The sequence below is a fragment of the Bacillus sp. P14.5 genome (genome assembly GCF_003316765.1).
Taxonomy (GTDB): Bacteria; Bacillota; Bacilli; order Bacillales; family Bacillaceae_B; genus Rossellomorea.
Genome location: NZ_NIJF01000044.1, coordinates 82,484 through 96,646, shown reverse-complemented (window position 1 = coordinate 96,646; position 14,163 = coordinate 82,484). Strand labels below are relative to the sequence as shown.

Annotated in this window: 11 protein-coding genes; all 11 read right to left on the bottom strand. The window is 43.0% G+C overall.

Annotation, left to right across the window (positions count from 1 at the left end; genetic code table 11):
• Window positions 1-18: 18 nt before the first annotated feature.
• The 11 genes from B9Z54_RS05615 to B9Z54_RS05560 all read right to left on the bottom strand — a co-directional run bounded on the left by B9Z54_RS05615 (window position 19) and on the right by B9Z54_RS05560 (window position 14,145).
• Complete coding sequence (locus tag B9Z54_RS05615; protein WP_113927501.1) at window positions 19-1,683, bottom strand: glycoside hydrolase family 13 protein; 1,665 nt, start codon at window positions 1,681-1,683, stop codon at window positions 19-21.
• A gap of 300 nt (window positions 1,684-1,983) precedes the next feature.
• The gene (mtaB, locus tag B9Z54_RS05610; RefSeq protein ID WP_113927500.1) at window positions 1,984-3,330 is read right to left on the bottom strand and encodes a tRNA (N(6)-L-threonylcarbamoyladenosine(37)-C(2))-methylthiotransferase MtaB; all 1,347 of its coding nucleotides are present in this window, start codon (window positions 3,328-3,330) and stop codon (window positions 1,984-1,986) included.
• A gap of 5 nt (window positions 3,331-3,335) precedes the next feature.
• Entirely contained in the window at window positions 3,336-4,088 is a 753-nt protein-coding gene (locus B9Z54_RS05605) for a 16S rRNA (uracil(1498)-N(3))-methyltransferase (protein WP_113927499.1), read from the bottom strand.
• 23 nt (window positions 4,089-4,111) lie between these two features.
• Complete coding sequence (prmA, locus tag B9Z54_RS05600; protein WP_113927498.1) at window positions 4,112-5,053, bottom strand: 50S ribosomal protein L11 methyltransferase; 942 nt, start codon at window positions 5,051-5,053, stop codon at window positions 4,112-4,114.
• 24 nt (window positions 5,054-5,077) lie between these two features.
• Window positions 5,078-6,205 (bottom strand): molecular chaperone DnaJ, encoded by a 1,128-nt coding sequence (gene dnaJ / locus B9Z54_RS05595; RefSeq protein ID WP_113927497.1) that lies wholly within the window; start codon window positions 6,203-6,205, stop codon window positions 5,078-5,080.
• Between the two features lie 193 nt (window positions 6,206-6,398).
• Window positions 6,399-8,225 carry a molecular chaperone DnaK gene (gene dnaK / locus B9Z54_RS05590; protein ID WP_113927496.1) on the bottom strand — a complete coding sequence of 609 codons (1,827 nt, stop codon included), beginning with the start codon at window positions 8,223-8,225 and terminating at the stop codon, window positions 6,399-6,401.
• Window positions 8,226-8,258: 33 nt separating this feature from the next.
• Entirely contained in the window at window positions 8,259-8,849 is a 591-nt protein-coding gene (grpE, locus tag B9Z54_RS05585) for a nucleotide exchange factor GrpE (RefSeq protein ID WP_113927495.1), read from the bottom strand.
• Between the two features lie 133 nt (window positions 8,850-8,982).
• On the bottom strand, window positions 8,983-10,011 hold the full coding sequence (hrcA, locus tag B9Z54_RS05580) for a heat-inducible transcriptional repressor HrcA (RefSeq protein WP_113927494.1): 1,029 nt from the start codon (window positions 10,009-10,011) through the stop codon (window positions 8,983-8,985).
• Window positions 10,012-10,420: 409 nt separating this feature from the next.
• Window positions 10,421-11,563, bottom strand: coding sequence for a radical SAM family heme chaperone HemW (gene hemW / locus B9Z54_RS05570; protein ID WP_113927492.1), 1,143 nt, complete (start codon window positions 11,561-11,563; stop codon window positions 10,421-10,423).
• Between the two features lie 117 nt (window positions 11,564-11,680).
• Window positions 11,681-13,516 (bottom strand): translation elongation factor 4, encoded by a 1,836-nt coding sequence (lepA, locus tag B9Z54_RS05565; protein WP_113927491.1) that lies wholly within the window; start codon window positions 13,514-13,516, stop codon window positions 11,681-11,683.
• A 308-nt stretch (window positions 13,517-13,824) separates the two neighbouring features.
• Window positions 13,825-14,145: a hypothetical protein gene (locus B9Z54_RS05560; RefSeq protein WP_113927490.1), complete on the bottom strand. Its 321-nt coding sequence runs from the start codon at window positions 14,143-14,145 to the stop codon at window positions 13,825-13,827.
• Window positions 14,146-14,163: the final 18 nt, after the last annotated feature.

The following is a 14,163-nucleotide window of genomic DNA, read 5'->3' as shown; positions in this document are numbered from 1 at the left end:
GCGAAAAAATTAAACTCATTAAGCGAGTCGGTAAACTCTTGCTTCATAAGGTTTTAGTATAACCTGAGAGAGGCCGCTGTGCTGTTCTACCGAATAGTTGTTCAGCATCAATTCTGCTGAATCTACTGAGATATCTCCAAGAGGAGCTTCAGCATTTTCGGTAGAGAGGTTGGTCAATACCAGCACTCTTTCTTTGCCAAGAGTCCTTGTGTAGGCATAAATCTGCTCATGCTTTGGAAGAAGCAAGTCATAAATTCCATAAGTGAAAATATCATTTTCTTTCTTTACGGCTATCATTTTTTTGTAGAAGGAAAGGATAGAGTCTTCGTCATGTAACTGAGCTTCCACATTGATGCTCTTATAGTTAGGATTCACTTTCATCCAAGGGTTTCCTTCTGAAAATCCTCCGTTTGCATCGTTAGACCATTGCATCGGAGTACGGCTGTTATCCCTCGAAGAAGCCCAGATGATATTCATGATTTCTTCATGAGATACACCTTCCTCCAGCTTCAGCTTGTATAGGTTTTTAACTGCTACATCATCGTAGTCATCTATTGAAGGAAATTGAACATTGGTCATTCCGATTTCCTGTCCTTGATAGATGAAAGGAGTTCCCTGCATCAAGAAGTACATGGCAGCCATTGATGTAGCACTTTCCTTCCAGTACTTTTCATCATTCCCCCAAGTTGAGACAACACGGGGCTTATCATGGTTTTCAATGAATAGAGCATTCCAGCCGTCGCCTTCCAGCCCTTTTTGCCAGCGGGTCAGTACTTTCTTCAACTCAACGATGTCAAGGTCAGGGTTTGTTTCGGCATCCCATAATCCAAGGTGCTCAAACTGAAAGATCATATCCATTTTCCCGTTTTCTTCACCTACCCAAAGTTCAGCTTCATCGGCTGTGACCCCGTTTGCCTCACCAACCGACATCACATCGTAATTAGCATAGGTTTTATCTTTAAATTCCTGAAGAAACTTATGAATGCCTTTTTGATTCATATGCATATCGAATGAAGATACATACTTTTTGTTCTTTGGATTCGGCATATCCGGCATACCCTCACGTTTTTTGATATGGCTGATAGCATCAATTCTGAAACCGTCTATTCCTTTGTCCAGCCACCAGTTGACCGTGTCATAGAGAGCTTCTCGTACATCTTCGTTCTCCCAATTCAGATCCGGCTGTTTTATGGAGAACACATGCAGGTAATATTGATCTGTTTTCTCATCGTACTCCCATGCCGAGCCGCCGAAGATACTTTCCCAGTTATTTGGCTCTTTACCATTTTTCCCATCGCGCCAAATATACCAATCGCGTTTTTCGTTCTCCTTCGAGGTACGGGATTCAACGAACCATTGATGTTCGTCACTTGTATGATTAAGAACCAAATCAATGATCAACTTCATTCCTCTTGCGTGTACTTCCTTTAAAAGGAGGTCAAAGTCTTCCATAGACCCGAAGTCTTTCATAATATCCTGGTAATCAGAGATATCATAGCCATTATCATCATTCGGTGACTTATACATAGGACAGATCCAAATGACATCAATCCCCAAATCCTTTACATAATCAAGTCTTTGTATCATTCCCTGCAGGTCGCCGATTCCGTCTCCATTTGAATCTTGGAAACTGCGGGGATATATTTGATAGCCAACGGCTTCTTTCCACCATATTTTCTTCATGTGTAACACCTCATACGAAAAGATTTTTTATTTTAGTTTAATGCGCAATCGTTTGCACTGATGTGCAAAAAAAATAGAAGAATGTTTGCGCTTTCTTATACCTACTTAGTGTACAGCTAAATGGGAAACTAATCAATAAGGTTTTTAACAAAATTTATACCAGTTCAAATATATTAATTGGGATTACAATTTCCCAAAGTGTGTTGATAAATCCTCTAATGGATTAGAGTAGGTTTTCTATTAATAATTGGTTGCAAAAATAAAGAAAAACCGATTCATTAATGAACCGGTTTTTCCTATCTAGCTTACCGCTGTTGTTTTATCTTCTTCCAGGATTCTGACGAATTGTCCTTCATTATACGGATAGCCGGCTTTAGTGATTTTTACTTTCACAAGCTTGCCTATCATCTCTTCAGAAGCAGGGAAGACTACTTTCAAATAGTTGTCTGTGTATCCAACGTATAAACCACTTGATGGCTTGTCTTTATAAATTTCTTCAGGAATAACTTCAAGAACTTCCTCTTCAAACCCGGATGCATATTCCTTTGCCAGCTGGTTTGACAGCTCGATTAAACGATGGACTCTCTCATTCTTGATCTCTTCATCAACTTGGTCAGTCATCCTGGCGGCCGGTGTGCCAGTACGCTTGGAATACGGAAACACATGCAATTCAGAGAACTTATGCTCTTTAATGAAATTGTACGTTTCCATAAATTCTTCTTCAGTTTCACCAGGGAAACCTACAATCACATCGGAAGTTACCGCAAGACCTGGAAGAGCTTTCTTCAGCTTCTCGATTCTTTCAGCAAAGAATTCCATGGTGTATTTTCTTCTCATTCTCTTTAGAACGGTATTTGAACCGGACTGCAGTGGAATATGAAGATGTCTCACAACCATTTTTGAGTTATCGATGACTTCAATCACTTCATCGGTCAATTGGCTGGCTTCGATGGAAGATATTCTGATACGCTTCAATCCTTCTACTTTCTCTTCAAGATCGCGCAGAAGCATAGCAAGGTTATAGTCTTTCATATCCTCGCCATACCCGCCTGTATGAATACCGGTCAGGACGATTTCTTTATAGCCTGCGTCAACCAGCTGCTGTGCCTGGCGTATAACTTCTTCCGGATCACGGGAGCGCATTAATCCTCTTGCCCACGGGATAATGCAGAATGTACAAAAGTTATTGCACCCTTCCTGAATCTTTAAGGAAGCACGAGTTCGATCAGTGAAAGCAGGCACTTGAAGTTCTTCATATACCCGATTTTTCATAATGTTTCCTACACCGTTGATCGGCTGTCTCTCATCTTTAAACTGCTCGATGTACTCCAGCATTCTTCTGCGGTCCTGAGTTCCAACCACAATGTCTACTCCAGGAATCGCCATGATTTCTGCAGGGGATGTCTGTGCATAGCACCCTGTAACACAAATGACGGCATCAGGGTTCTTCCTGATGGCACGGCGGATGACCTGACGACTTTTCTTATCGCCCGTATTCGTCACGGTACATGTGTTAATTACATAAACGTCCGATGTATTTTCATAATCCAGGCGCTCGTAGCCCTGTTCTTTAAATAATTGCCAAATAGCCTCTGTTTCATAGTGATTCACTTTACAACCGAGGGTATGAAAAGCTACTGTTGGCATATTTTTCACCTCATTAATTCAAATTGATAGGATGCGGCAGACAGCAAATAAAATGGGGCTGTTTCTGCCCGCATAATTCTTGGACCCAGACCGCAGGAAAGGAAACCATTCTGTTTAAGTGTGTCGACTTCCTTTTCAGTCAACCCGCCTTCGGGACCGAAAACAGCAAGAATCCGGTCACCTGGCTTGGCTGAATTCAAGACGCCTGCCAAGTTACTTTGTTCTCCTGTCTTGGCATCCTCTTCATAAGCCACAATTTTATATTCATAGTCACCGGCAAAGGCAGCCATCTCTTTCAATGAAACAGGGGAATGCACCGTTGGGACATGCTGGCGATGGGACTGTTCAGCTGCTTCCTTGGCGATTTTTTCCCAGCGTTCCACCTTCTTCTTCGCTTTCTTCTCATCCCATTTTACAATTGAGCGATCTGCGGTAAAAGGGACAAATTCCACTGCTCCCAGTTCAGTCCCTTTTTGGATGATCAACTCCAACTTATCCCCTTTTGGCAGTCCGCTCGCGATAGTGATTTTCACCGGCATTTCTTTTTCGTCTGATTCCCATTGTACTATCCCGGCTTCGAGGCAGTCACTGGAAATCGTTTCAATTTTTACCTTTGCCGATTCACCATTAAGAAAGACAACATAAAACAAACTATCTACAGTCATCCTCATCACACGTACAATATGGTGAAAGTTCTCTCCATCTATAATAATGGGACTTCCTTCTTCAAACTGCTGGTCTATAAAATATCTTTGCATAGGTGATCACCCTTTATAATACTTTATTGGGGTTTCTTGGCGATGATGGCAACCCAGTCTTCCATCAGCATGACTTCTTCTACTTGGAATCCAGCTTCCATGACAGCGGATTTGACCAGTTCCTTCTTCTGTCCGATGATTCCGGAAGTAATGAAATACCCGCCAGGCTTCACCAGTCTGGCAGCCTCATCCGTAAACTTCAGTATGACCTCGGCCAGGATGTTTGCAACGATGATATCTGCTCCTGGAGAAACACCATCAAGCAGGTTATTCTGACTTACTGAGACCCTGTCGTGAACTTTATTCAGCTTTGTATTAATCCTTGCAGAATTGACAGCCACTTCATCAAGATCAAAGGCTTCGACTTTTTCAGCCTGAAGCATTGCGGCAGCTATACTCAATACTCCGGAGCCAGTGCCGACATCGATAACATGATTACCAGGTTTCACTGTCCTCTCAAGAGCCTGTATGCACATGACGGTTGTCGGATGGGTTCCTGTCCCGAAAGCCATTCCAGGATCCAGTTCGATGATAAGCTCATCGCTGTGGACAGGTTCATAATCTTCCCAAGTAGGGACAATCGTGAACTGAGCCGAGATTTTGACCGGATTATAGTATTTCTTCCAGGCCGTTGCCCACTCTTCCTCGTTCACTTCAGATATCTCAACTTGATTTCTTCCAATATCGATATTATATTTTACAAGATTATCGACGGCTTGTTTAATTTCCTCCACGGTTTCTCCCAAAAAACTGTTTACAGGGAGATAAGCTTTAACAATGACTCCTTCCTCAGGAAAGTCATCAGGATTGAGTTGGTAGATTTCTCCGAAAATGTCTTCTCGCTCTTTCTCTAATTCAAATGGATCTTCAATCACCACTCCGCTGGCTCCTGCTTCATGAAGAATATTTGAAATCGGTTCAATCGCTTCATTTGTTGTGTGTATGCTGATTTCTGACCATTTCATTGAATCTACCAACTCCGTTCCGGTTTATTCGCCTTTAAAGGCCCGTTTTACTTTGTCAAAAAAGCTTTCATGCTGTTCATCCGGTACCTGACCAGTGATATCGGCAAATTCACGAAGAAGCTCTTTCTGCTTATCCGTAAGTTTTGTAGGTGTTACCACTTTCACACGGATATGCTGGTCTCCCGTACCGTATCCTCTTACATTTGGGACACCTTTGCCGCGAAGCCTGAACTTTGTACCTGTCTGGGTGCCTGCAGGGACTTTCAGTTTCACTTTGCCATGCAGAGTCGGTACTTCTATCTCATCGCCCAATGCTGATTGCACAAAAGTAATCGGCATTTCACAATAGATGTCATCTCCGTCACGTTCAAAGAATTCATGAGGTCTTACATGGAAGACCACATACAAGTCTCCAGGAGGGCCCCCATTGACTCCCGGCTCGCCTTGGCCGGAAACTCTAAGCTGCTGGCCTTCATCGATGCCTGCAGGAATCTTCACATGAATCTTACGGCGCTTTTGAACTTTACCATTTCCTCCGCAAGTATTACATTTTTCTTTAATGAACTTACCTGTGCCATGACAGTGGTGACATACCCTGCGGTTCACAATACGGCCGAATGGAGTGTTTTGCTCCACGTTCAGCTGGCCGGTTCCTTGGCAGTGTTTACATGTTTCCGGCTTGGTGCCCGGTTTTGCTCCGGAACCATCGCACGTATCACACTCTTCTTCTTTCGGTATTTCAATATCCGTCTCTTTTCCGAATACTGCTTCTTCGAAAGTGACGCTCATTGTATATTGCAGATCAGCTCCTGCTCTTGGAGCGTTAGGATCGCGCCTGCGTCCGCCGCCTCCTCCTCCGAAGAAGGTATTGAAGATATCTTCAAAACCGCCGAAGCCGCCGCCGAAGTCTCCTCCGCCGCCGAATCCCTGGTTCGGATCAGTATGGCCGAAGCGATCATATTGCGCGCGTTTTTGTTCGTCGCTCAATACTTCATAGGCTTCACTTATTTCTTTAAACTTTTCGTTCGCATCCGCTTCTTTATTAATATCAGGATGATATTTTTTTGAGAGTTTGCGGTATGCTTTTTTGATTTCGTCTTTTGAGGCGCCATTCTCCACGCCGAGAACTTCATAATAGTCCCGTTTACTCATCAATACAACACTCCCGATTCCTTATGCATAAAGGTTATTTTAACATTAAAAGGGGGCCCCTCACAATATTAATTGAGAAATAGAGGGGCTGAATAGTATTTCGTTTAAACTAATCGGCCGTACCAAAGAAAAAGCCAAAGTCAAGATAGACCTGACTTTGACTTTCCATGGCCATTTATATGAAGTTGAAAAATTACTTATCGTCTTTTACTTCTTCATATTCAGCATCGACAACATCATCGTCTTTACCAGCCTGGCCTTCAGCTCCCTGAGCCTGCTCCTGTGCTTTTGCAGCCTCTTCATAGAGCTTCATTGAAAGGCCTTGAAGGATCTCCTGAAGAGCATCTTTCTTCGTACGGATTTCTTCCAGGTCATTCTTTTCGATAGCTTCTTTAAGCTCATCTCTGGCTTCTTCAGCTTTCTTGACTTCAGCTTCTTCAACTTTATCGCCAAGGTCTTTAATTGTTTTATCTGTTGTAAAGATTAATTGATCAGCTTCATTGCGAAGTTCAACTTCTTCTTTACGCTGCTTATCTGCATCTGCATTTTCTTCCGCTTCTTTAACCATGCGCTCGATTTCGTCTTCAGATAAGCCAGTTGAAGATTTGATTGTGATGTTTTGCTCTTTTCCTGTACCCAGGTCCTTCGCAGAAACATTTACAATACCGTTTTTATCGATATCGAACTTAACTTCAATTTGCGGTACGCCGCGTGGTGCAGGCGGGATATCGGACAATTGGAAGCGTCCAAGAGTCTTGTTATCAGCTGCCATCGGTCTTTCACCTTGAAGGATATGGATATCAACAGCATTCTGGTTATCTGCAGCAGTAGAGAATACTTGTGATTTCGATGTAGGGATCGTTGTATTACGTTCAATTAACTTAGTAGATACTCCGCCCATTGTTTCGATACCAAGTGATAATGGAGTTACATCCAGAAGGACAACATCTTTAACATCACCTGTTAATACGCCGCCTTGGATTGCTGCTCCCATAGCTACTACTTCATCAGGATTAACGCCTTTATGAGGGTCTTTTCCTAATTCTTTTTTGATTGCGTCTTGAACAGCAGGGATACGCGTTGATCCACCGACAAGGATAACTTTGTCGATTTCGCTTGCAGAAAGTCCTGCGTCTTTCACTGCTTGACGAGTAGGTCCCATTGTACGTTCTACAAGGTCAGCTGAAAGCTCGTCGAATTTAGCGCGAGTCATATTAACTTCCAAGTGAAGCGGCCCGTTTTCACCGGCCGTGATGAACGGTAGTGAAATTTGAGTGGAAGTTACACCAGAAAGATCTTTTTTCGCTTTTTCAGCAGCATCTTTAAGACGTTGAAGCGCCATTTTATCCTTAGACAAGTCAATGCCGTTTTCTTTCTTGAATTGTTCTACAAGATAATCGATGATCACTTGGTCAAAGTCATCTCCGCCTAGTCTGTTGTCGCCGGCAGTTGAACGTACTTCGAACACTCCGTCGCCAAGCTCAAGAATGGAAACGTCGAATGTACCGCCGCCAAGGTCGTAAACAAGGATAGTCTGATCTTCTTCCATTTTATCAAGACCGTAAGAAAGCGCAGCTGCTGTCGGCTCGTTGATGATACGCTCAACTTCAAGTCCAGCGATTTTACCTGCATCTTTAGTGGCTTGACGCTCTGCATCATTGAAGTAAGCTGGCACAGTGATGACCGCTTTTTCAACTTTTTCGCCAAGATAATCTTCTGCATACCCTTTTAAGTGCTGAAGAATCATTGCAGAGATTTCCTGCGGCGTATATTCTTTGTCTTCAATCTTTTCCTTGTAATCTGTTCCCATGTGGCGCTTGATAGAGATTACTGTATTCGGGTTAGTGATCGCCTGGCGTTTAGCCACTTCACCAACCTGCATTTCTCCATTTTTAAACGCTACAACGGAAGGAGTAGTACGGTTGCCTTCCGGATTAGGAATTACTTTTGGTTCTCCGCCTTCAAGGACTGACACACATGAGTTTGTTGTCCCTAAGTCAATACCGATAATTTTGCTCATTGAGAAAAACCTCCTTGTAAACTGTATGTAAGATTATTGATTCACTTTTACCATTGAAGGTCGAATAATGCGGTCCTTCAGTTTGTAACCTTTTTGGAACTCTTCAGTCACAATGTTTGAACCGAAGTTTTCGTCTTCTCCCTGCATAACAGCTTGATGCAGATGAGGATCGAATTCCTGCCCGACTGTTTCAATCGGCTCGACACCTTCTTTTTTCAGTGCTTCCACTAAGCTACGATAAACCATTTCCATCCCTTGAAGCAAGGATTTTGTCTGTTCGTTATCGGGCTCAACATTCAATGCACGCTCAAAATTGTCGATTGCCGGAAGCAATTCCGTCACGATGCTTTGAGCTTTATATTTTTCATTCGCCTCACGATCCAAGTTGGCACGGCGGCGGAAATTATCAAAATCGGCACGCAATCTCAAGTAACGGCTTTCGGATTCATCCAACTTCGATTGCAGCTCTATTATTTGCGTTTCCTCAGGAGATTGACCTGTGCCCTCACCTTCCTGTCCTTCCAGACTTTCGGCGAAGATTTCTTCTTCAACACCTTCAGAGTTCTTTCCTTCTTGTTGATCATTCAAATCCTGATCAACTTTGTTGTTCGTTTCTTCTGCCATTCCTTTCACCTCCTTAAAAAGCTGAGGGATTTCCCCTCTTTCAACAAAGCGGTTCCTGATTTATATGCAGGGACCCTTGCACCTGTCCGCTTTGGAGTGGTCCCCATATCCTTAATCAATATATCCACACGGCTCAGCTTTGATACAGTTTCGTCATTGCCTTGGACATATCTTCGCTTAAGAAATTCAATAAGCTGATCACCCTGGAATATTCCATTCTTGTTGGTCCAAGTATGGCGATAGAGCCTACCTTCTCGTCTGCAACTGAATAGGAAGCAGTAATAAGGCTGCAGTCTTCCATCGCTGATACATTATTTTCCTTGCCGATCTTCACATGAAGGCCGTTTGGAAGATGCTTGATCATGTCATAGATGCCATCCTCCTGCTCGATCATGTTCAACAGCAGCCGGACCTTTTGGATGTCATTGAATTCAGGTTGATTGAGCATATTGGTTTTGCCGCCGAAGAATATTTTTTCATTTGCCGGCAGATCCATGGTATTCACCAATGAGTGAAGCATGAGATCATAATTGTGAATATGCTGCTTAAGGAGCTGTGCAACCTCTTTGAAAATCTTATCATTCAGCTCTGTCATCGGCACACCCGATAATCGTTCATTCAAAATGTTGACCAGTTTCTCCAAATCACTGGAGTCGACCGCCTTTGGTATGGTAAACATACGATTCTGGACATGTCCCGTATCGGTTACAATGATGGCTACGGCCGTCTCGTCATTTATAGGGATGATCTGTATTTTCTTAAGCTTGTTTTCCTTTACCCCCGGCCCCAATACAATAGCCGTATAATTAGTAAGTTCCGAAAGAATCTTTGCGGACCTTTCAACAACCCTCTCCATTTCATAGATCCTTTCAGCGAAAATGGAACGGATTGTTTTCACATCCCTCTTTGCAAGCTGAACAGGGGAAAGCAAATGGTCCACATAATATCTGTAGCCTTTTTCTGATGGAATCCGTCCGGAAGATGTATGCGGCTTCTCGATAAAACCGAAATCCTCCAGGTCTGCCATCTCATTCCTGATAGTAGCGGAACTGAAAGAAATTTCTTCTTTTTTCGAAAGGCTTCTTGAACCTACAGGTTGTGCAGACCGGATGAAATCATCAATGATTACTTGAAGTATAAGCAACTGTCGATCTGTTAACAACATTCATCACCTCTGTTAGCACTCTCGTTGAATGAGTGCTAAATCTAATAATAAATTATCAAATCATCTAAGAGATGTCAATTAGAACAAATTGTTTCTACGTCAATTTTTTCTGTAATATTTTCCACCAAAAGTGGAAGCGCCTTGCACAGCCCCGAGAGGCAAATGTTCTCAAGAGAAAAAAAGGCGGTCTTTCCTTTTCTTCTCTTGAGGTTATTTGACCCCGAGGGGCTAGGCGCTGCAGCTGGACGACACCAAAAGCGGAAGCGCCTTGATCAGCCCCGACAGGCAAATGTTCCAAAGAAAAAAAGGCTGGTTTTCCTTATATAGTTTTCTCTCTAATCCGGAAGTCTAGATCTTTTCTTTTTAGCTTAACTAGAAAATAGGATAATAATGTAAATTATTTTCCTTATATCACTCCCAAAAAAGCCTGAAAGACTTCGTTGCCAAGGAACTTTCCTTTTTGGGTTAAGCGGATATATGAATTTTCGACAGTCAGCAATTCCTTCTCAACCATTTCTTCGACCGCTTCCTTGAAGACTGTCATCGGGCTCTCTCCGAACTTTTCTGTAAATCGGGCAACAGATACTCCTTCTGTTTTGCGCAGCCCCAGGAACATTTCCTCTTCCATCTTTTCAGCTTTCGTTTGTTCATGGCTCTCAATGATCGGCAGCTTTCCGTCAGCCAGGGGCTCCATATATTTTTTCAAGGGACCAAAATTGCTATACCGGTTTCCCTCGGCATATCCATGAGCACCCGCTCCAAAACCATAGTATTCTTCATTATCCCAGTAAACTAGATTATGCTTGCTTTCATATCCCTTTTTGGCAAAGTTGCTGATTTCATATTGATTGATTCCTGCAGCCTGCATTTCTTCCATCAATACACTGTACATCTCTGCTTCCGCTTCCTGTGGAGGCAAAGACAGTTTTCCTTTTCTCATCAAATTATAAAATACCGTTTTTGGTTCGATTATGAGAGAATATCCTGAGTAATGAGGAAGATCGAATTCTAAAGCCGTCCTTAGAGTGTGCTTAAAGTCCTCAACAGTCTGCCCAGGCAAGGCGTAGATCAAATCAATGCTGATATTGTCAAATCCTGCTTTTCTGGCTGCGTCGATTGAGGTGTATACATCCTTGCTTCTATGATTCCTGCCGATCCTTTCAAGCAGATCATCATTAAAGGACTGAACACCAAAGCTTAAACGATTCACACCATGATCATGCAGCACTTCCAATTTATCGCTCGTCAAATCACCTGGATTAGCTTCGAAAGTAAACTCCACCTCATCCTTTGAGTATGGAAGGGACGCATTGATGCTTTTACAAAAAAACTCGAGCTGGGAGGCATTTAAGGCTGTCGGTGTCCCTCCTCCAACAAAAATCGTCGACAATTTTTCGGATGGGTATTTTTCTATTCCCATTTTCATTTCTTTATCCAACGAAGCCAGATAGTCGTCCACCGGCTGCCCCTTCATGAACACCTTGTTAAAATCACAATAATGGCAGATATGATGGCAGAAGGGGATATGAATATATGCTGAACGTATCATGTTTTCACTACCTTTATATTAAATCCCGATAGAGAAAGGGGGGCCTGCTCTGAACACAAGCAATCCCCCCCATTTGTCTTATTAATAATCGAGATCTTGAATTTTTAGTTAAAAATCTTACTTAGAGCCACCGTCGTCATCCATTTTCAGGACAGCCATGAACGCCTCTTGCGGAACTTCCACAGAACCAACCTGCTTCATTCGTTTCTTACCTTCTTTTTGCTTTTCAAGAAGCTTACGTTTACGTGAAATGTCTCCACCATAACACTTAGCGAGTACGTTCTTACGGATGGCTTTGATTGTGGAACGAGCCACGATTTTCTGGCCGATTGCTGCTTGAATAGGAACCTCAAACTGCTGTCTCGGGATGAGCTCCTTTAACTTATCGACAATGATCTTTCCTCTATCATACGCAAAGTCTCTATGAACGATGAAGCTTAAAGCATCAACCTGCTCTGCATTCAAAAGAATATCCATTTTCACAAGTTTGGATTCTTTATAGCCTATGAGTTCATAATCAAATGAAGCATATCCTTTAGTACCTGATTTCAACTGATCAAAGAAATCATAGACGATTTCTGCCAAAGGAATTTCATACACAATGTTAACGCGGGTTTCATCCATATACTGCATATCGATGAAATTCCCACGTTTGCCCTGGCATAATTCCATGACGGCACCAACATAGTCATTCGGCACCATCATTGTAGCTTTTACATAAGGTTCCTCAACACTCTCGACCTTTTGCGGGTCAGGCATCATGGAAGGATTATCGACCTTAAGCTCTTCGCCGTCTGTCAGCAGCACATTGTAAATAACACTTGGGGCTGTTGTAATCAGATCGATTTTGAATTCACGTTCAATACGTTCCTGTATGATCTCCATATGAAGCAGTCCAAGGAATCCACATCTGAAACCAAATCCAAGTGCCTGAGATGTTTCAGGCTCATACTGAAGGGCTGAGTCATTCAGTTCCAGTCTTTCCAAGGCTTCACGAAGGTCATTGTACTTTGCCGAATCAATCGGATACAATCCGCAGTAAACCATCGGGTTAAGCCTTCTGTATCCAGGAAGCGCCTTATCTGCAGGGTTCTTCGCGCCTGTAATGGTGTCACCGACACGTGTATCCCCAACATTCTTAATGGCAGCCGTTAAGTAGCCTACATCTCCGACAGTCAATTCTTTAGTAGAAGTCGCTTTCGGAGTGAACACTCCCACATCATTGACTTCGAATTCCTTGCCGGTCGCCATCATCTTGATCTTGTCGCCGACCTTCACAGAACCTTCCATGACACGGATATAAGCAACGACTCCCCGATAAGAATCGTATAGAGAATCAAAGATTAGAGCCTGCAGAGGCTTATCTGGATCACCTGTTGGCGCAGGAACCTTTTCAACCACCTGCTCAAGGATATCCTCAATGCCGATTCCCGCTTTTGCTGAAGCAAGGACTGCTTCAGATGCATCCAACCCGATTACATCTTCCACTTCCTGCCTTACGCGTTCCGGGTCTGCTGCCGGAAGGTCAATTTTATTGATGACCGGCAGAATTTCCAAGTTGTTATCCAGTGCCAGGTAAACATTGGCAAGTGTCTGTGCTTCAATTCCCTGGGCGGCATCGACGACAAGAATTGCACCTTCGCACGCTGCCAAGCTCCGGGAAACTTCATAGGTAAAATCGACGTGGCCCGGTGTATCAATCAAATGGAAGATATATTCTTCCCCATCTTTTGCCTGATATTTCAATTGAACAGAATTCAGCTTGATTGTAATTCCACGTTCCCTTTCCAGGTCCATTGAATCAAGCAGCTGCTCTTTCATTTCTCTGGCAGTCAATGCCTTTGTTTTCTCAAGAATTCTATCTGCCAAAGTAGATTTTCCATGATCTATGTGAGCAATGATAGAAAAGTTACGTATTTTCTGTTGTCGTTTTAATTTTTCCTCACGGTTCATTACTTTCAACTCCTGTTAATCGACGCATGTACACTATTTTGAATTATATCAGTACGCATGGCAATATTCAATCATAACCATGATGAGGGCTGTAAATGGGTTAGTCAGGGGTTTTTGTGAGGGCAATAGAACTTCTCGAACACCAGTGCCAGTGCTGGATGCTGGCTTGAGGGAACTATTACTGATGGCATTTCCCCCAGGCGCCAAACCTGCCTTGCAGGATTACTTGCTGCTAGTGCAACTACACGGGAGCTTCACCTCTCCCGGTATTCGTCATTCATGTTCCAAGGTTCTATCTTGAGTGGATTTCACGTGTAAATGATATCACCATTCAATGAACGTACCATCTTCTTTCGCTTTTCCTGGCTTAATGGTACGTTTCCTCGATTTTCGTACCATCTTCTTTCACATTTCCTGACTTGATGGTACGTTTTCTCGCTTTTCGTACCATCTTCTTTCGCTTTTCCTGACATGATGGTACGTTTCCTCGCTTTTCGAACCATCTTCTTTGGCTTTTCCTGACATGATGGTACGTTTCCTCGCTTTTCGTACCATCTTCTTTCGCTTTTCCTGACATGATGGTAAGTTTCCTCGCTTTTCGTACCATCTTCTTTCGCTTTTCCTGACATGATGGTAAGTTCCCTAGT

Excerpts from the sequence above, each read along its gene's own strand:
- lepA (WP_113927491.1), bottom strand. The coding sequence starts at position 13,516 with ATGAACCGTGAGGAAAAATTAAAACGACAACAGAAAATACGTAACTTT.
- B9Z54_RS05560 (WP_113927490.1), bottom strand. The coding sequence starts at position 14,145 with ATGTCAGGAAAAGCGAAAGAAGATGGTACGAAAAGCGAGGAAACTTAC.
- B9Z54_RS05605 (WP_113927499.1), bottom strand. The coding sequence starts at position 4,088 with ATGCAAAGATATTTTATAGACCAGCAGTTTGAAGAAGGAAGTCCCATT.
- prmA (WP_113927498.1), bottom strand. The coding sequence starts at position 5,053 with ATGAAATGGTCAGAAATCAGCATACACACAACAAATGAAGCGATTGAA.
- dnaK (WP_113927496.1), bottom strand. The coding sequence starts at position 8,225 with ATGAGCAAAATTATCGGTATTGACTTAGGGACAACAAACTCATGTGTG.
- hemW (WP_113927492.1), bottom strand. The coding sequence starts at position 11,563 with ATGATACGTTCAGCATATATTCATATCCCCTTCTGCCATCATATCTGC.
- grpE (WP_113927495.1), bottom strand. The coding sequence starts at position 8,849 with ATGGCAGAAGAAACGAACAACAAAGTTGATCAGGATTTGAATGATCAA.
- dnaJ (WP_113927497.1), bottom strand. The coding sequence starts at position 6,205 with ATGAGTAAACGGGACTATTATGAAGTTCTCGGCGTGGAGAATGGCGCC.
- B9Z54_RS05615 (WP_113927501.1), bottom strand. The coding sequence starts at position 1,683 with ATGAAGAAAATATGGTGGAAAGAAGCCGTTGGCTATCAAATATATCCC.
- mtaB (WP_113927500.1), bottom strand. The coding sequence starts at position 3,330 with ATGCCAACAGTAGCTTTTCATACCCTCGGTTGTAAAGTGAATCACTAT.